This window comes from Chryseobacterium sp. FR054, from assembly GCF_056844565.1.
Genome location: NZ_JBXDSA010000002.1, coordinates 1,149,627 through 1,168,285, shown reverse-complemented (window position 1 = coordinate 1,168,285; position 18,659 = coordinate 1,149,627). Strand labels below are relative to the sequence as shown.

Here is an 18,659-nt window from a genome sequence, read left to right as displayed (position 1 = left end):
GTTCTGAAACAAAATTCAAGACCGGAAACTTTTGCCAGAATCAATTCTATTCTCTAAAAATTGACCTTAAAACGCTACCGGCTTCAAATCCAGCCCCAGATTTTCTTTCCAGCCCATTGAAATATTCATATTCTGAACTGCCTGTCCTGAAGCTCCTTTCAACAAATTGTCAATCGCTGAGTGAATAACGGCTACATTTCCACTTTTCTCAATCTGAATCACACAGCGATTGGTATTGACAACCTGTTTTAAATCAATTGCTTTCTCACTTACCTTTACAAAAGGTTCATCCGCATAAAAATCCTGATACAACTGACTTATTTCTGAAAGTATTAAATCTGTTTTTACAGTAGAACTTGTAAAAATTCCTCTTGCAAAATCGCCTCTCCATGGTACAAAGTTCAAACTGATCTCTTTATGATTAAACGAAACCAGCTGTTTCAAAACCTCATCAACATGCTGATGCGACAACGTTTTGTATGCTGAGATATTATCGTTCCTCCATGTAAAATGGGTAGTGGCCTGTAATGACTGCCCGGCTCCTGTGGAACCTGTAATTCCTGTGGTAAAAACCTCATCCAGCAATCCTTTTTCAGCCAGAGGCAGTAATGCCAGCTGAATTGCCGTAGCAAAACATCCCGGATTGGCAATATTTTTCGTCCCATTCAGATGTTTTTTATTGATTTCAGGAAGTCCGTAGATAAAATTTCTGTTTTCCAATTTCCCATCCAAACGGAAATCATTTCCCAGATCAATGACCAACGTTTCTTCACTGACAGGATTCTGCATCAGCCAATTCCGGCTTTCTTTATGAGGAAGACAAAGGAAAAGGATATCTGTCTCTTTTGGCTGATCCGTCAGAGCATCCTCGCAAACGGTTGCTAAATCCGGATACAAATCTGAAATCTTTGTTCCCGGATTGGAACGGCTATATAAAAAACTCAATGACACATGAGGATGAAAAGCCAGAAGACGGACCAATTCGCTTCCTGTGTAGCCGTTGGCGCCTACAATTCCTACTGTTTTTTTCATTTTGAATGTTGATAATTGATAAAATTTGACAGGATTGCATCCTATCTTTATTAAATCGTTCCTCCGGAACTCTTTTGACGGATGTTTCGGTTGGATTTAAATTGACAGGATTGCATCCTATCTTTCGTTAAGTCGTTCCTTCGGAACTCCTGTTTTTATAATGTTGAATTCACCTGGTGGTATATATTCAGGGAGTTGCTTACAATTTTGGTGTAGCCTTTTACATCTTCACCGCTCCAGGCCCTGTTGGCTTCGCCATAGCTGCCGAATTTATCAGACATCAGATCATGACCGGATTCAATTCCGTTTAGGATGAACCTGTATGGATAAAGGGTTACAAATACTTTTCCGGTTACCATTTTTTGAGAATCCGATAAAAAGGTTTCAATATTTCTCATTACAGGATCCAGGAAAAGTGCTTCATGAAGCCAGTTTCCATACCAGTCGGAAAGCTGTGATTTCATCATCTGCTGGTATTTTGAAAGGGTATGTTTTTCCAGTAAATGATGGGCTTTTATAATGACTGATGCCGCTGCCGCTTCAAATCCTACTCTTCCTTTGATTCCTACAATTGTATCTCCCACATGAATATCACGTCCAATTCCATAAGCAGATGCCAGTTTTTCTATTTCCTGAATAGCATATACAGGATGCTTAAAGCTTTCTCCATTCACCGCAATTACTTCTCCGTTTTTAAATTCAATTTCCAGATCGGAAGGCTCCGTTTCTTTTATTTGTGAAGGAAAAGCTTCTTCCGGAAGATAATTTCTGGAGGTCAGTGTTTCTTTCCCTCCTACAGAGGTTCCCCAAAGTCCTTTATTTACAGAATACTGTGCTTTATGGAATTCCATCTCATAGCCATGACTCTTTAAAAATTCAATTTCCTCTTCGCGGGACAGAGCCTTATCACGGATTGGTGTAATGATCTCCATTTCCGGGCACATCACCTGAAAAATCAAATCAAAACGTACCTGATCGTTTCCGGCTCCTGTACTTCCGTGCGCAATGGCATCAGCATTCACTTCTATGGCATATTTTGCAATTTCCTGCGCCTGAATGGTACGTTCAGCACTTACAGACAAAGGATATGTATTGTTTTTCAAAACATTTCCGAAGATCAGATATTTTACACAGGAATTATAATAATCCTCCTGAGCGTCTACACACCTGTATTCTTTTACCCCGAGATTCAGGGCTTTTTTCTCCAGTTCTTTTTCTTCTTCTTTAGAAAAACCTCCGGTATTTACAGTGACTGCATATACATCATACTCCAGTGTTTCACTCAGGTATTTTGCACAGTAAGAGGTATCTAAACCTCCGCTAAACGCTAAGATGACTTTCTTTTTCATCTGAATTCTTTTTATTATTTTTAATGGTCCGGTGAAATTCATCAAGATGATCATCCACATCCACCTGACTGATTTTATGATCATACTCATTTTCGGACTGATCCTCTGAAGTTCCGGCTGCTGCTTTCTTATCAGGAACAAAAAGCATGGCCGTACAAAGACAGTTCTTACGTTCCTTCATCATTAATATTTCATAGTTCACACAGCTTTTGCATCCGTTCCAGAATTCCTCATCCTGTGTCAGTTCGGAATAAATCACCGGTTTATACCCGAGATCACTGTTGATCTTCATTACCGCAAGCCCTGTTGTCAGTCCGAATACTTTTGCATCCGGATATTTATCTCTGGACAGCTGGAAAACTTTTTGTTTGATCTGAGTGGCAACCCCTCCGTTCCTGAATTTCGGAGAAACAATAAGTCCTGAATTGGCTACAAATTTCCCGTGCGACCAGGTTTCTATATAGCAGAAACCTACCCACTCTCCATTTTCAGTAGCTACAACAGCATTGCCTTCTGAAATTTTTTTACTCAAATACTCAAGGGAACGCTTTGCGATCCCTGTTCCTCTGCGCTGTGCAGAATCATACATTTCCTGCTGTATTTCACTCACATACATCAGATGTGCGCATGAGGAAATTTCTATTTCCATTTATTTATCTAAATTTTTTGGCAAATTTAAAATATAATTTCTTTAAAATCCAAATTAAAAAGATATTTTTTTTGTTTAAATAAAATCAACAGGTAAAATTATCTTTGTGTTAAATTATATATTTGCTAAATTATTATATATTTGCTAAAAAGGTATAGTTATGGAAAACCAATGTCCTAAATGCAAGAGTACCAAAGTGGTAAAAAGCGGAATCATAAAAGAAAAACAACGCTTTCACTGCAAGGACTGCAGCTATTATTTTACCGTTAAAAAACTGGGAAAACAGATTGACGATTACTATGTCACAAAAGCATTACAGCTTTATCTTGAAGGCCTGAGCTACCGTGAGATAGAAAGAATTATTGGTGTTTCCCATGTAACCATAAGTTCGTGGATAAAAAAATACAATATTACAAGACCTCCCCATTCAGAATTTCATCCGGTTTATAAGATCCTGAAACAAAATGAATTAATAGAGTATATCGCCCAGGAAGAAAATATTAAGAACTCAGGGATTATTATTACCCAGTTTGCTGATAAATACATGCTGATCAAGTGGGAAAGGTTTAAGAAGTAGATCAGAGATAATAGACGGATAGATAATAGACGGATAGATGGATAGATGACAGACCACATACTCTGTATTTCACAGGCTACATCTTATAGCTATACTATTAGCATAAATATATATTAAATTTTCGTAAATAAATTATTAATTACAATTTGGCATCAATAAAAAACAACGCCAAAAATTGATAATTTATGAAAAAAATTCTCATATTCATAGGATTAACCGTAATAAGCAGTTCTTTATACTCGCAGGGCTCTCCGGATTATGGCAGCGGATTAAAATTAAATCTCAACCAGGATGGAGATAAGTACATCAGATTTATTTTATGGGATCAGTTCTGGCTCAGAAATACCCAGATGAATCCGGGAAGCACGGTAGCAGGTGAACCTACGGACAACTCATGGAGCCTGGGAAACAGAAGATTAAGAGCTTTAGCTTATGCCCAGATCTCTAAAAGATATATGATTCTGGCTCATTTTGGAATCAACAACCAGACCTTTATCAATGGTGGAGGATCAGGGACTTCAGGAACAGGCGGTTACGGAAACGGCAAGAAACCGCAGCTGTTTTTTCATGATGCCTGGAATGAATATGCAGTTATTTTACCTGGAGAAGCGGAAAAATTCAGTTTATCTTTAGGGGCAGGACTTCATTATTATATGGGACTTTCCCGTATGACCATGGCTTCAACGCTTAATTTCCTTACAGTGGACTCTCCTATTTTCTCATGGCCCCTCATCGATAACTCAGATCAGTTTGCCAGACAGCTGGGTATGTTTGCCAAAGGAAAATACGGAAAACTGGAATACCGTTTCAGCTTAAACAAACCTTTTGCCACCGATCTTGTTCCGGTAAATGTAACAGATCCGTTGAAAGCCGTAGCCGTAGACAACAATGGAAATCCAAGTTTTTCAAAGGCCGGTTATGTTGAGTACCAGTTTCTTGATGAAGAATCCAACACCCTCCCCTTCAAAGTCGGCTCTTATCTGGGAACGAAAAAAGTTTTCAATGTAGGAGCAGGTTTTTACCACCAGGCAGACGGAACAAGAACTTCTGTAAACTCCAACGTAGAAAAACACGATATTACTCTTTTTGCCGTAGATGCTTTTGCTGATATTCCATTAGGAGAAGCTAAACATAAAATGGCGGTTTCTGCCTATGCCGGATATTACAATTACAATTTCGGACCTAATTATGTCAGAAACTTAGGAATAATGAACATTGCAGCAACAGACCCCAGCTTTATGGGAAACAAAGCCATCGCAGGGCCCGGAAATCTTCAGCCTACCATAGGAACAGGTAATATTATCTATGCCCAGGCCGGTTTACTCTTACCCAATCAGGCGGAAAAACCAAAAGTCAGGATACAGCCTTTCGCAGCGTACACCCATAAAAGTTTTGAAGCTTTCGACAAATCATCTTCACAATTTGATATAGGCGCCAACTGGTTTATTGACGGTCATCACGCGAAAATTACCACACAGTATTCCACAAGACCGGCATATACAAGCCCGACAGAAAGCCCTTCTAGTAAAGGCGAATTTATTGTCCAGTTTCAGATTTACCTGTAACAACCGGATTCTCCGCTATTATTTATTTAATTAACATCAAAAAAATCAAGCAATATGAGCGAAAACCATCACGAAAACTACGAAAACATGACCGAAAGGCAGAAAAACCGCACGATCTGGAGCGTTATTACGGCCTCTTCTCTCGGTACCCTGATAGAATGGTATGACTTCTATATTTTCGGAAGCTTAGCCATTGTTCTGGCAACGAAATTCTTTCCTGCTGATAATCCTACCGCAGCATTTCTGTCCACCCTGGCCACTTTTGCCGCCGGATTTGTCGTAAGACCTTTCGGAGCGCTGTTTTTCGGAAGACTGGGAGATATTATCGGAAGAAAATATACGTTTCTGGTCACTTTGCTGATCATGGGATTTTCAACATTCCTGATCGGGTGTATTCCAAGCTATGAGACCATCGGATTTTTAGCACCTGTCCTTGTTTTAATTTTAAGACTTCTCCAGGGACTTGCCCTCGGTGGTGAATACGGAGGTGCCGCTACCTATGTTGCCGAATATGCACAACCTCACCGGAGAGGTTACTGGACATCATGGATACAGACTACCGCAACAGCAGGACTTTTCATTTCCCTGATCGTAATCCTGGTTACCAAAACCTCGCTTTCGGCTGAAGAATTTGACCACTGGGGATGGAGGGTTCCTTTCTGGATCTCTATTCTTATGGTGGGTGTTTCTTACATCATCAGAAAAAACATGAAAGAATCTCCACTTTTTGCAAAGGCTAAAAGCGAAGGAAAAACGTCCAAAAACCCATTGAAGGAAAGCTTTGGAAACAAATACAATTTCAAATTTGTTCTTCTTGCCCTGTTCGGAGCCGCTATGGGACAAGGGGTAATCTGGTACACGGGACAGTTCTATGCGATGAGCTTCCTGCAGAAAGTAATGAATGTAGAATCTGCACAGGTTGATTCACTGATGGCAACTGCCTTATTTCTGGGAACTCCTTTCTTCGTTTTCTTCGGATGGCTTTCTGACAAAATAGGACGAAAAGCGGTGATGATGACCGGAATGCTGGTAGCCATCTTAGCCTACCGCCCGATATACGACAGTATGTTCAACAGTGTAAAGCTTGAAAACAAAACCGTTGCCGCCAATGGCATTACAGAAAAGAGAACCGCTAAAATTCACGATAAAGTTGCTTCAGACAGTCTGATTACCTTCCATAAAGAAACCCTTTATACAGACGGAACCTTAATTAAAAAAGACAGTGTAGCTCACTGGTCGCCTGCTGGTCCGGTAATGAAAGACGGAAAAGCGGAAGAACCGAAAGTATCACAGTCCGTAACCCTGGCCGACAATACAAAATGGTATCTGATCTTCCTTGTATTTATCCAGGTGATATTTGTAACTATGGTGTATGGCCCTATCGCAGCTTTCCTTGTAGAAATGTTCCCGGTAAGAATCCGTTACACCTCCATGTCTCTCCCTTATCATATCGGAAACGGAGTATTTGGAGGACTTCTTCCGGCTGTTGCCACTTATCTGGTTACGGTAGGTAAAGACGCAGGCCATCCGACATGGTATCTTGAAGGGTTATGGTACCCGATAGGGGTTGCTGCAGTCTGTTTAATCATCGGATTATTTTATCTTAAAAACAAGAACAATAATATTCACGATTAGGCACTGAATCACTCAAATTTTTATTAATTTTAATACTACTAAAATGAACGGACTAAAAAAAATATTAGGCATACTCTGGATCGCCATTGCGCTGGTGGTGGGATATTTCGGAATAACAGTTTTAGGAATTCCCAAAATTACTTCGGGTAAGCAGGAAGATCTGGTTTTCGGTATCATAATTTTATTTGTTTTGATGCCGATTATTTCCGGCGGACTGGGTATTTTCGGCTATTATGCCCTGACGGGAGAATATTCTGACGACAAGATTTAGTTATAAAAATAAACGATAATTGATGAATTATTATTTGTTCATCAATTATCGTTATTCATGAACATTATGAAGAAAAGACACGAACAAAAACTGGTTATCCTGAGCATCGGACTGATGATTGCCTTCAGTATTCCCTTTTCTCTGCTATTCAACAGCGACAGGGAAGTTTTTGGCTATCCTATGATCCTCGTTTACCTGTTTGCAGTCTGGATGATTTCCATCATTATTTCTTTTGTAATCGTAAAAAGGTATGATGAGTAGTTTTGCATTATTTTTTGTGGTTTTGCTTTACCTGGCCCTTTTGTTCTTAGTTGCCCACCTGGCAGAGAAGAAAAAGAGCAAGTTGTGGATCAACAATCCCTATATTTATGCCCTGTCTCTTGCGGTGTACTGCACGGCATGGACCTACTACGGAAGTATTGGCGTCGCGGCCACCAGCGGGCTCAACTATCTTCCTATCTATATCGGACCTGTGATGATTATTCCGGCATGGATCTACATCAATACCCGGATCGTACGTATTGCCAGAATCAACAAAATAAGCAGCCTCGCGGATTTTATTTCTCTGAGATACGGTAACAGCAGAAGCTTCAGTGCCATTATTACAATCGTCTGCCTGCTCGCTATTGTTCCTTATATCGGGCTTCAGATCAAAGCGATTTCAGAAACTTTCCATCTGGTGACAGAAACCTCAATGTCCAGCAATATTCTTACAGATAACGCCACATTCGTAGTTATCCTGATCGCTTTATTTTCCTCGTATTACGGAACAAAATACGTGGATGCTTCCGAGAAACGTTTAGGGATTATTTCAGCCATTGCCCTCGAAAGTTTTTTGAAACTCTTCTTTATTATTATTCTCGGGGTTTTTGTTATTTATTTTGTTTTTGACGGATTCTCCGATATTTACCAGAAAGCGAGCCAGTTTGAAGATTTTAAAGAAAAAAACACTTTTAGCGGAACCGAAGACGCCATGAACTGGATGGTGCTTTGTATGATCTCCGCAACAGCCATATGTATTCTTCCAAGACAGTTCCACACTGCTATTGTAGAGAACAGACAGGAAAAACATATCAGAACCGCCATCTGGTTTTTTCCTCTTTATCTTCTGATCTTCACTGTATTTATATTCCCGATCGCCTGGGGCGGAAGGCTTATTTTTGACGGACAGAAAGTAAATCCGGAGTTCTACTCTATTTTGATTCCCCAGCATTTCGACAATACCCTGATTACTGTTTTTGTATTCCTGGGCGGGCTGAGTTCGTGCATTTCCATGATTATTATTTCCGCCATTACTCTTTCGATCATGCTTTCCAACAACCTCATCATTCCTTATGGATTACTTGGAAAATTCAAATCTGAAAATGAGGTTCAGAATACCAGAAACATTACCAACATCAGGAAGTTCAGTATTTTCGCGCTGATCATCATGGCTTTTGTTTTCTATAAATATTTCATCCTGAGAACATCACTGGATTCGGTGGGATTGATCTCGTTTGTAGTGATCGCACAGCTTGCTCCCGCTTTTTTCGGAGCTATTTTCTGGAGAAGGGGAAGCTATAAAGGAGCTGTTACAGGATTGCTCGCCGGACTTGCCATATGTTATTTCGGATTGATTATTCCGCAGTATTATTTTTCTTACAACCAGGAATTCAAAGGCGTTCTGAGAGATATGTATGATGCTTTCGGGTTTTTCAATATTCCTTATCTGAGCAGGATCTCGCAGATCTTCTTCTGGTCTTTACTCATCAATACGGCTCTGTTCACCATTATTTCCGTGAGTGTTAAAGGAAATTACCGTGAAAGAAATTTCGCCGAGCTGTATGTAGACATCGACAAATACATTCAGAATCATGAAAATGCTTTTATCTGGCGCGGAACAGCTTATGTTTCGGATATTAAAAATATTCTGGAAAGATTTTTAGGTAAAAACAAAACCGAACAGGCGTTAAGGATCTTCAATTTAAAATACAATATCGATTCCCAGACGGAAACAGCCGATTCCAGGTTTATCAAGTTTTCAGAAAATCTTCTGGCCGGGAGGATAGGAACCGCTTCTGCCAAGATCCTGATCGAAGGCGTAACAAAAGAGGATAAAATATCCTTAAAGGAAGTCCTGAATATTTTAGAGGAATCCAAAGAAAACATTTCCCTCAACAAAAAGCTTACGGAACAGTCTGAAGAACTGCAGAAATTATCCGATGACCTCAGAAATGCCAACGAGAGCCTGATCATCAAAGACCGCCAGAAAGACGACTTTCTGGATTCCGTAGCCCATGAACTGAGAACCCCGATCACTGCCATCCGCTCTGCGGGGGAAATTTTAGCAGACGACGACGATATTCCCCTGGAGATCAAACAGGAATTTTTGAATAATATCATCACAGAATCAGACCGGCTAAGTGAAATCATCAACGACATTCTTTATCTGGACAAACTTGAACACGGCGAAATTGCTTTAAACATCAAAGAAAACAACATTCTTGAAACCTATAAAAAAGCAGTCAGTCCCCTGCACCATCTTATCCAGCAGAAAAACATCCATTTAAGCGAAGTAAACCTTCTGAATCAGTATCTGTTTGAATATGATGAAGCAAGAATGATCCAGCTTTTCCAGAATATTTTAGGAAACGCCCTGAAATTCACAGATGACCAGGGAACAATACAGACCAAATTATCGGAAAAAGAAAATGAACTCGTGATTAAGATCTTCAATACCGGAAGACATATTCCCGAAGAAGACCTTGAAATGATCTTTGATAAATTTTATCAGTCCAAAAACCAAAATATTATCAAGCCTACCGGAAGTGGTCTGGGGCTGGCCATTTCCAAAAAGATCGTACAGGCTCACCACGGAAGCATAAAAGCTGAAAACAGCGGCCTGGGCGTCACTTTTACCATCAGCATGCCTGAACCGATAAATAACCGTAAAAATGAAGTTGAATAACTATAAACACCTCCTATGAAAAAGATAATCATTGCAGATGACGAGCACAAAATATTAATGTCGCTGGAATACAGTTTCAAAAAAAACGGCTACGATGTCTATATTGCCAGAGACGGAGCCGAGGTGCTGGAATTTTTAAAAACCATGACCCCGGATGTTATCCTTCTCGATATCATGATGCCGAATCTGGACGGATACAGCACGCTGGAAATCATCAAACAGGATGAAAAACTGAAAGACACCAAAGTTCTTTTCCTGAGCGCCAAAAACAACCCAAAAGACATTGAAAAGGGACTGGAAATGGGAGCCGATGCTTACATTACCAAACCTTATTCCATCAAGAAGCTGATCCAGCAGATTGAAGAGATGTTTGAATAAAAAAGATTCAAAAAAAAACGGAAAAACAGGATAATCAGAAAACATGAAACACAGAACTGATATGAAGGCAGATATTTTATTTAAACAAAGCATAGAAGACAAGGAGAACTTCTGGAAGGAACAGGCCCAACAGATCCAATGGACAGAATTCCCGTCACAGATTCTCTCTCATGATAAAAACAACTACCCGCAATGGTTTGCGGACGGAAAACTCAATATGTGTTATCTGTGTATTGACCAACATATTGAAGATGGTTTCGGAGAGCAGACCGCCATTATATATGACTCTCCGGTAACCGGGCAGAAAAAAACCTACACCTTCAGCCAGGCTAAAGAGGAAATCTCAAAATTTGCCGGAGGGCTGGCTTCTTTAGGTTTACAGAAAGGAGACACCGCCGTGATCTATATGCCGATGATTCCTCAGACCCTTTTTGCCATGCTGGCCTGTGCAAGGATCGGAGTGATTCACAACGTGGTTTTCGGAGGATTTGCCCCTCATGAACTGGTGGTGAGAATAGACGACTGCAAACCCAAAGCATTGATTACCGCTACCGCCGGAGTGGAAATCGCTAAAAGAATCCCTTACCTGCCTTTGGTGGAAAAAGCCATAGAACTGGCCCAGGACAAAGTAGACCACATCATCGTTTACAACAGAAAATTAGTCGATAACCAGCACGAAATGTTTGAAGGACTGACCGATTACGAAGAACTCGTTCAGCAATCAGCTCCTGCAGACTGTGTTCCGGTAGAATCCGTACATCCTTTATACCTTCTTTATACTTCAGGAACGACCGGAAAACCCAAAGGAATCGTCCGCGATACCGGAGGATATGCCACTGCCCTGAAATTTTCCATGAAATACATTTACGGTATGGAACCCGGGGAAACCTACTGGGCCGCTTCCGATTTCGGATGGGCGGTGGGACACAGTTACAGCGTTTACGGACCCCTCATCAACAGAAACACCACCGTCATTTTCGAAGGAAAACCCATCATGACACCCGATGCAGGAACTTTCTGGAGAATCATCTCAGAATATAGGGTATCAGCCATGTTTACGGCTCCAACTGCGATCAGAGCCATCAAAAAAGAAGATCCTGACGGTGAACTTGTAAAAAAATACGATCTGTCCTGCCTGAAGAAACAGTTTTTAGCCGGAGAACGCTGTGATGTCGCTACCCTTGACTGGTTTGCCCGACATATTGGAGTTCCCGCCATTGATCACTGGTGGCAGACAGAATCCGGATGGCCGATGCTGGGTTTAATGACTTTTGACGATCAGTACAAAATCAAAAGAGCTTCTGCCGGAAAGCCAATCCCGGGATATGATATTAAAATATTTGATGAAAACGGATTTGAACTCGATCCTCATCATGAAGGCTATCTCGTCATTAAACTTCCGCTCCCGCCGGGTGCTATGCTTGGAATCTGGAATGATTATGAACGCTTCCGGAACAGCTACCTGTCACAGTACAACGGCTACTACTTCTCAGGTGACGGAGCCATTCAGGATGAAGACGGCTATATTTTCATCACCGGAAGAGTGGATGACGTAATCAATGTAGCCGGACACCGTCTTTCAACTTCCGAAATGGAGGAGATCGTGTCATCTCATCCGGAAGTCGCGGAATGTGCTGTCGTGGGAATAGACGATGATCTTAAAGGCCAGGTACCTTTTGCCACAGTGGTTTTGAAAAACGGCTCGGTGATTTCTGAAGAACAGGTGGAAAAAGACATCATTCAGATGGTTCGTGAAAAGATCGGTGCCGTAGCTTTTTTAAAGAACACCGTGGTTGTGAAACGGTTACCGAAAACCCGTTCCGGAAAAATCCTGAGAAAGCTGATCAGAACCCTGCTGGACGGGAAAGAATTCCAGATCCCGTCTACGATTGATGACGAGAAAATCATTGAAGAAATTCAGGAAAAAATCAGGGAATATAGGGCTTAAACAAAAAATTAAACATACATTTAATATTAATAAAATTCAAATTTCAAAAAAACGAAAGGATATGAGAAATTACTTAATAGAAGATCTGCCTCACTATTTTGAAGAGTACAAAAAGTCTATCAAAAATCCTAAAAAATTCTGGGACAAGATCGCCGACCAGAATTTCGTGTGGTACCAGAGATGGAGCAAGGTCGTTAAGTACGATATGAACGAGGCTAAAATCACATGGTTTAAAAATGCAAAATTAAATATCACCAAAAACTGCCTGGACAGGCATCTTTCCGTAAGAGGCGAAAAAACAGCCATTATCTGGGAGCCTAATGATCCGAAAGAGGAAGCACAGCATATTTCTTACAGCGAATTATACACCCGTGTGAATAAAACCGCCAATGTTCTGCGCGAAATGGGAATTGAAAAAGGAGACAGAGTATGCATTTATCTTCCTATGATCCCGGAATTGGCCATCACCATGCTTGCCTGTGCGAAATTAGGAGCGGTACATTCGGTAATTTTTGCCGGGTTTTCAGCCTCTGCCGTATCTTCCAGAGTGAACGACTGTGGTGCTAAAATGGTCATCACCTCAGACGGAAGTTACAGAGGAAATAAAGTTCTGGACCTGAAAAGCATTGTGGATGAAGCCCTTGAAAAAACGCCGAGCGTAGAATCCGTTCTTGTGGTAAAAAGAACCCGCAACGAAATCAAAATGAAAGAAGGCAGAGATTACTGGTTCACAGACCTGTATGAAAAAGCCTCTGCCGATTTTGTAACCGTAATCATGGATGCTGAGGATCCTCTTTTCATCCTTTATACCTCCGGCTCTACCGGAAAGCCTAAAGGAATGCTTCATACCTGTGCCGGTTACATGGTGTACACAGCCTATACCTTCAAAAATGTATTCAATTATAAAGAGAATGATATCTACTGGTGTACGGCAGATATCGGATGGATTACCGGACACTCTTATATTCTTTACGGGCCGCTTCTTAACGGAGCCACTACCGTTATTTTCGAAGGCGTACCGACTTATCCTGAACCGGACCGTTTCTGGGAAGTTATTGAAAAACATAAAGTCACCCAGTTCTACACCGCTCCTACCGCCATCCGTTCTCTGGCCAAAGAAAGCACAGAATGGGTAGACAAACATGATCTGAGTACATTAAAAGTTATCGGTTCAGTAGGAGAACCTATCAATGAGGAGGCATGGCACTGGTTCAACGATCATGTCGGGAAGAAAAAATGCCCGGTAGTAGACACCTGGTGGCAGACAGAAACCGGAGGAATCATGATCTCCCCTCTTCCATTCGTCACCCCTACAAAACCAACCTACGCCACCCTTCCTATTCCCGGTATTCAGCCGGTACTGATGGATGATAAGCGTAACGAAATCACAGGAAATCAGGTAACCGGAAATTTATGCATCCGTTTTCCGTGGCCGGGAATTGCCAGAACCATCTGGGGCGATCATCAGAGATACAAGGAAACTTATTTTACGGCATTTCCGGGGAAATATTTCACAGGAGACGGAGCGTTAAGGGATGAGGTCGGATATTACAGAATTACCGGACGTGTAGATGATGTGATCATTGTTTCCGGGCATAATCTGGGTACTGCACCTATTGAAGACAGCATCAATGAGCATCCGGCCGTTGCAGAATCTGCTATTGTAGGCTACCCTCATGATATTAAAGGAAATGCCCTGTATGGCTATGTCATCTTAAAAGAAAGCGGAGAAGGCCGTGATAAGGAAAATCTGAAAAAAGAGATCAATCAGCTTATTTCAGACCAGATCGGGCCTATTGCCAAGCTGGATAAGATACAGTTCGTTTCCGGGCTGCCGAAGACAAGATCAGGAAAGATTATGCGCAGAATCCTGAGAAAAATTGCGGAAGGAGATTTCAGTAATTTCGGGGATATTACCACTTTATTAAATCCTGAAATTGTGGAAGAGATTAAAAACGAAAGAATTTAATTTTTAATAATGATATTGAATGAAAAACGGGCTTCGGTCCGTTTTTTTGTTTTTCACCATTTCCTGCAGGCTGTTTCATCGCTTTTTATGATTGCTTTATTTTTTATCGCTCGCTGATCAGGCAGATTGAGCAGATCTTTTTGATTGATGTATTTTTGGTTGGGGGTTTGCGCAAAGACGCAATTTATTTTTTTATATCGGATAAATCAGGCGCTAGGATTTTATCTCCGATAAAATTTTACACTGCTGAATACATAAAAATCTATGATTTTTATTTTAAGCGAACTTCTATGAGCAAGGTATTTAAATTTAAAGATCACTAAAGTGTCAGAATCTTTTGTGTCTCGTTGGGGATAAAATAATATCATACAGACAGCACGAATTTTACAGATTTTTTAAATTCAGCATATTAAATATTTAAAGCATTGAAGTTAATTCAACTTTTCAACCCTATTTTTTAAAAAAACAAACTGAATTTGTAAATAAAATCCGAATGATCTGTTAAAAATATTATTTTTGGCGGCAATGAAATATACACTGATTACAGCTGCACTTGCATTACTGTTTTGCTGCAGTAAAGAGAAGCAGAACAGAGAAAAGATTGTAAAAATATTTGAAGCAGACCGTTGCTATAAACAGATGATGATCAATGACAGCTTGCCGCCGAAAGTATCTTATCTGAATACTGCAGCCTTCAGGGATAAAATAGAAAAGGAGAATCTGAAGTCATTTTACACTGCAGATCTGAACCATGACGGCATAGATGACTACGTTGTCAATATTAAAAAGAAAAAAGAATACGAGGGAAAAGAGATAGCCATTAGTGTTTTTCCGCTTAATCTTTGTGATGGATTGGGAAATATTGCTATTGCCCTGAGCCAAAAATCCGGAAAGTACAGAATATTCAATCCTTACAAGGAGATGAATGAAGAACCTATTGCCGCAAAGATTTCTCCGGACGGAAAGTTCATACACGTTTTAAGGGTTAAATACACTCCATCAAGAAATGTAGATTATAAAGAATTCTATGAAACGGATATTTTAACGGTTAAAAACAATGTCACCACGGAATATATCAAAACTCCTCAAAAACATATCATTAATGAGGTGAAAATAGAACTGGACGGACAATTCATCATGACCCTGGATTTTAAGGAGAAAAAAATGTATCTGGATCAAACCCGGCTCAATAAACTGAACGCAGAAAAAAGCTACTTCAAAAAAATGTCAAAAGAAGATGAAAAGCAGCTTCTGATGCTTCTGACTGATATGGATTTCACCAATATTGACAATTCAGAAAATACTCCGGTTAAAAACGTCGGAAATTATTTTCTCGACATCAACTATGACCAAAATCAAAATAAAGAGATCTGGAACTACGGTAAAAACGGAGGATTAAGAACCATGAACTTTTACGACCAGATCATCCTTTATATTTACCAGTTGGGCTGGGCGGAATATGAATATAATGACTAACGCCATATTTCATTACAAAACAGCTCATAAACTTAAACACCCGTTCAATAGACCTTATCAAATATTTCAATAATATTTTATAGATAAAACAATAAATATTAAATTTTATTGAAATTAAAACAACAATATTGAAAAATATTTATTACCTTTAAGTACAAATTTAAAATTACTGCTTATGTCAAATATATTAGCTGGGGTATTTGCACATCACAGCGATTACAAAAAGCTTGAAGCCGATCTGGAAAATTCAGGATTTGGAGATTCAGATTACATCATATACTTAAACAGCGGCTCGGACCACGCTCAATATCTGGCGAGTGTTGCGGTAAAAGATAATAACCAAACTGATAGCGCCCGAAATGTTTTCAGCGAAAATTCAGTAATGAAGACTTATTTGCTCGAGAATATGAGTATTGAGCAGGCGGATTATGACCATATCAAAAGGTTCATAGATGCCAGGAACAGAGCTGAGATCCATAACAGCCCGGATGTGAAGATAAAGGCATCAAGCAGCGGCATGGATTCAGAAGTTAAATTCTGACACACACATAAAATCTAATAACCGGAATCCGCAGAGCGTTCTGCGGATTTTTTATGTTTGAAAAGTTTAAAAAATTTCGTATTTTCGTCTAAATATAGGCATTAGCACAAATGAGTTACGATTTAGAACAGGAAAACAAAGAGATCCTTGCCCGTTATAAGGATCTGATTTCCAATACATACAGAACACTGGATGAGGAAAACAACAAGCTCATCCGGAAGGCATTCGATATTGCGCTGGATGCCCACAAGGACCAAAGGAGAAAATCCGGAGAACCTTATATCTATCACCCCATTGCGGTTGCTAAAATTGTAGCGACTGAGATTGGTCTTGGAGCTACTTCCATTGCATGTGCCCTTTTGCATGACGTGATTGAAGATTCGGACTATACGTATGAAGACCTGAAAAAGATTTTTGGAGAAAAGATCGCCAACATTGTGAACGGGCTCACGAAGATCTCTATCATGAATCATCAGAACATTTCCGTACAGTCTGAAAATTACAGGAAACTGCTTCTCACGTTATCTGAGGATTTCAGGGTGATCCTGATCAAAATTGCAGACCGTCTTCACAATATGCGTACTCTGGAAAGCATGGCGCCGGACAAACAGAAAAAAATCGCATCCGAAACGGTTTATATCTACGCTCCCCTGGCCCACCGTCTTGGACTGTACAACATCAAGTCTGAGCTTGAAGATCTTTCTTTAAAATATAACAGTCCTGAAGTTTACAATGAGATCACCGAAAAATTAGAACTTGCCAAAGAAAGCCGTGAACGCTATATTGAGGAGTTTAAAACAGAGGTTTCGGAAAGACTGAAAGAAGAGGGTTTAAACTTTACCATCAAAGGCCGGGCAAAAGCCATTTCTTCCATTTACAGAAAAATGCTGAAACAGGGTGTTTCCTTTGAAGAGGTTTTTGATAACTACGCCATCAGGATCATTTACAAATCGGATGCAAAAAATGAAAAATTCCTGGCCTGGAAAATCTACTCTATTGTAACGGATGTCTACCACAGCAATCCTTCCAGAATGAGGGACTGGATTACGCAGCCACGTTCTACCGGATACGAAAGTCTCCATTTGACGGTTCTCGGGCCGGACAAAAAATGGATCGAAGTACAGATCCGTTCAGAAAGAATGGACGAAATCGCTGAAAAAGGTGTTGCTGCCCACTATAAATACAAAGAAGGTTACAAACAAAGCACTGACGACCGGAATTTTGAAAAATGGGTTACTGAAATCCGTGAAGTTCTTGAACAGCAGCAGAATCTCTCCACGTCAGAGCTTTTAGATAATATAAAACTCAATTTATATGCTAAGGAAGTATTTGTCTTTACCCCTAAAGGTGAGATTAAAATTCTTCCGACCAATGCAACGGCACTGGATTTTGCTTTTGCCGTCCATTCCGATCTTGGAATGAAATGTCTGGGAGCCAAGATCAACGGGAAACTTGTTCCTATTTCATACACCCTTCAGAACGGAGATCAGGTAGATATTCTTTCGTCCCAGAACCAGAAACCTAAATCGGACTGGCTGGAATTTGTTGTTACTTCAAAGGCCAAGTCGAAGATCAAAAGCTACCTGAATTCCCAGAAAAACCAGCTGGTAGAGGACGGAAAAGAGATTCTTCAGCGAAAGCTGCGCCATGCAAAAATCAATTTTAACGATGAAGAGATCAACAAACTTCAGAAGTTTTTCAATTTAAAATCATCCCAGGAACTGTTCCTTAAATTCCAGAGCAACGAGCTGGACGCAAGCAGTTTGAGAAAATATATTGAAAGTAAAAACGTATTCAACAACTTACTTTCCAGATTCAGAAAATCCCCTTCTAAAAATCAGCATTTCGAGGAACCGAAAGAGCAGAACCTCGACATGATCGTATTCGGGAAAGATGAAGAAAAGCTGAATTACAGCTATGCCAAATGCTGTACCGTAATTCCCGGAGATAAGATCTTCGGATTCATTACAATCTCCGACGGAATCAAAGTTCACAGCGACAACTGCCCGAATGCCATCAACCTGAGAGCCCAGTACGATTACCGCGTGATCCCTGCCAAATGGGTGAATGCGGAAAGCTTTAAAAACCGAGTGAAGATCGAGATTGAAGGCCTTGACAGAATGGGTATGATCAATGATATTACGACCGTCATCAGCGGAAGTATGGGAATGGACATGAAGAGTATGTCTATTGAATCCAATAACGGTGTTTTCACCGGAAACATCAATCTTGAGGTAAAAAACAAGGGACAGCTTGAGGAAACATTCAAAAAACTTAAAAATATCAACGGAGTTTCAAGAGTGAGACGATTACAATCTTAGA

15 protein-coding genes are annotated in these 18,659 nt (G+C 40.3%); 12 read left to right on the top strand and 3 right to left on the bottom strand.

Annotated features, from left to right (window positions below):
* Window positions 1-66: 66 nt before the first annotated feature.
* From argC to AC106S_RS12515, 3 genes are all read right to left on the bottom strand, one after another.
* Window positions 67-1,032, bottom strand: a complete 966-nt coding sequence (gene argC, locus AC106S_RS12525) for an N-acetyl-gamma-glutamyl-phosphate reductase (RefSeq protein ID WP_482439499.1) — start codon at window positions 1,030-1,032, stop codon at window positions 67-69.
* 155 nt (window positions 1,033-1,187) lie between these two features.
* Entirely contained in the window at window positions 1,188-2,381 is a 1,194-nt protein-coding gene (locus AC106S_RS12520; RefSeq protein ID WP_482439497.1) for an argininosuccinate synthase, read from the bottom strand.
* Window positions 2,353-3,030, bottom strand: coding sequence for a GNAT family N-acetyltransferase (locus AC106S_RS12515; RefSeq protein WP_482439495.1), 678 nt, complete (start codon window positions 3,028-3,030; stop codon window positions 2,353-2,355). Before AC106S_RS12515 ends, AC106S_RS12520 begins: the two co-directional genes overlap by 29 nt.
* A gap of 160 nt (window positions 3,031-3,190) precedes the next feature.
* Here AC106S_RS12515 and AC106S_RS12510 point away from each other — a divergent pair, with 160 nt between their 5' ends.
* From AC106S_RS12510 to AC106S_RS12455, 12 genes are all read left to right on the top strand, one after another.
* A complete protein-coding gene (locus AC106S_RS12510; protein WP_482439493.1) occupies window positions 3,191-3,607 on the top strand; it encodes an IS1/IS1595 family N-terminal zinc-binding domain-containing protein in 417 nt (138 codons plus the stop codon).
* Between the two features lie 185 nt (window positions 3,608-3,792).
* Window positions 3,793-5,172, top strand: a complete 1,380-nt coding sequence (locus AC106S_RS12505) for a porin (RefSeq protein ID WP_482439491.1) — start codon at window positions 3,793-3,795, stop codon at window positions 5,170-5,172.
* Between the two features lie 54 nt (window positions 5,173-5,226).
* Window positions 5,227-6,807: an MFS transporter gene (locus tag AC106S_RS12500; protein ID WP_482439489.1), complete on the top strand. Its 1,581-nt coding sequence runs from the start codon at window positions 5,227-5,229 to the stop codon at window positions 6,805-6,807.
* 43 nt (window positions 6,808-6,850) lie between these two features.
* Window positions 6,851-7,078 (top strand): DUF6814 family protein, encoded by a 228-nt coding sequence (locus AC106S_RS12495; protein ID WP_482439487.1) that lies wholly within the window; start codon window positions 6,851-6,853, stop codon window positions 7,076-7,078.
* Window positions 7,079-7,144: 66 nt separating this feature from the next.
* Window positions 7,145-7,339, top strand: coding sequence for a hypothetical protein (locus AC106S_RS12490; RefSeq protein ID WP_482439485.1), 195 nt, complete (start codon window positions 7,145-7,147; stop codon window positions 7,337-7,339).
* A complete protein-coding gene (locus tag AC106S_RS12485; protein WP_482439586.1) occupies window positions 7,332-10,025 on the top strand; it encodes an ATP-binding protein in 2,694 nt (897 codons plus the stop codon). The genes AC106S_RS12490 and AC106S_RS12485 overlap by 8 nt, the downstream gene beginning before the upstream one ends.
* 15 nt (window positions 10,026-10,040) lie before the next feature.
* Window positions 10,041-10,403 (top strand): response regulator transcription factor, encoded by a 363-nt coding sequence (locus tag AC106S_RS12480; protein WP_482439483.1) that lies wholly within the window; start codon window positions 10,041-10,043, stop codon window positions 10,401-10,403.
* 61 nt (window positions 10,404-10,464) lie between these two features.
* Window positions 10,465-12,351 carry an AMP-binding protein gene (locus tag AC106S_RS12475; RefSeq protein WP_482439584.1) on the top strand — a complete coding sequence of 629 codons (1,887 nt, stop codon included), beginning with the start codon at window positions 10,465-10,467 and terminating at the stop codon, window positions 12,349-12,351.
* Window positions 12,352-12,412: 61 nt separating this feature from the next.
* Window positions 12,413-14,320, top strand: coding sequence for an acetate--CoA ligase (gene acs / locus AC106S_RS12470; protein ID WP_482439481.1), 1,908 nt, complete (start codon window positions 12,413-12,415; stop codon window positions 14,318-14,320).
* A 525-nt stretch (window positions 14,321-14,845) separates the two neighbouring features.
* Window positions 14,846-15,796, top strand: a complete 951-nt coding sequence (locus AC106S_RS12465; RefSeq protein WP_482439479.1) for a hypothetical protein — start codon at window positions 14,846-14,848, stop codon at window positions 15,794-15,796.
* 175 nt (window positions 15,797-15,971) lie between these two features.
* A complete protein-coding gene (locus tag AC106S_RS12460) occupies window positions 15,972-16,337 on the top strand; it encodes a hypothetical protein (RefSeq protein WP_482439477.1) in 366 nt (121 codons plus the stop codon).
* A 110-nt stretch (window positions 16,338-16,447) separates the two neighbouring features.
* Window positions 16,448-18,658, top strand: coding sequence for a RelA/SpoT family protein (locus AC106S_RS12455; protein ID WP_482439475.1), 2,211 nt, complete (start codon window positions 16,448-16,450; stop codon window positions 18,656-18,658).
* Window position 18,659: the final 1 nt, after the last annotated feature.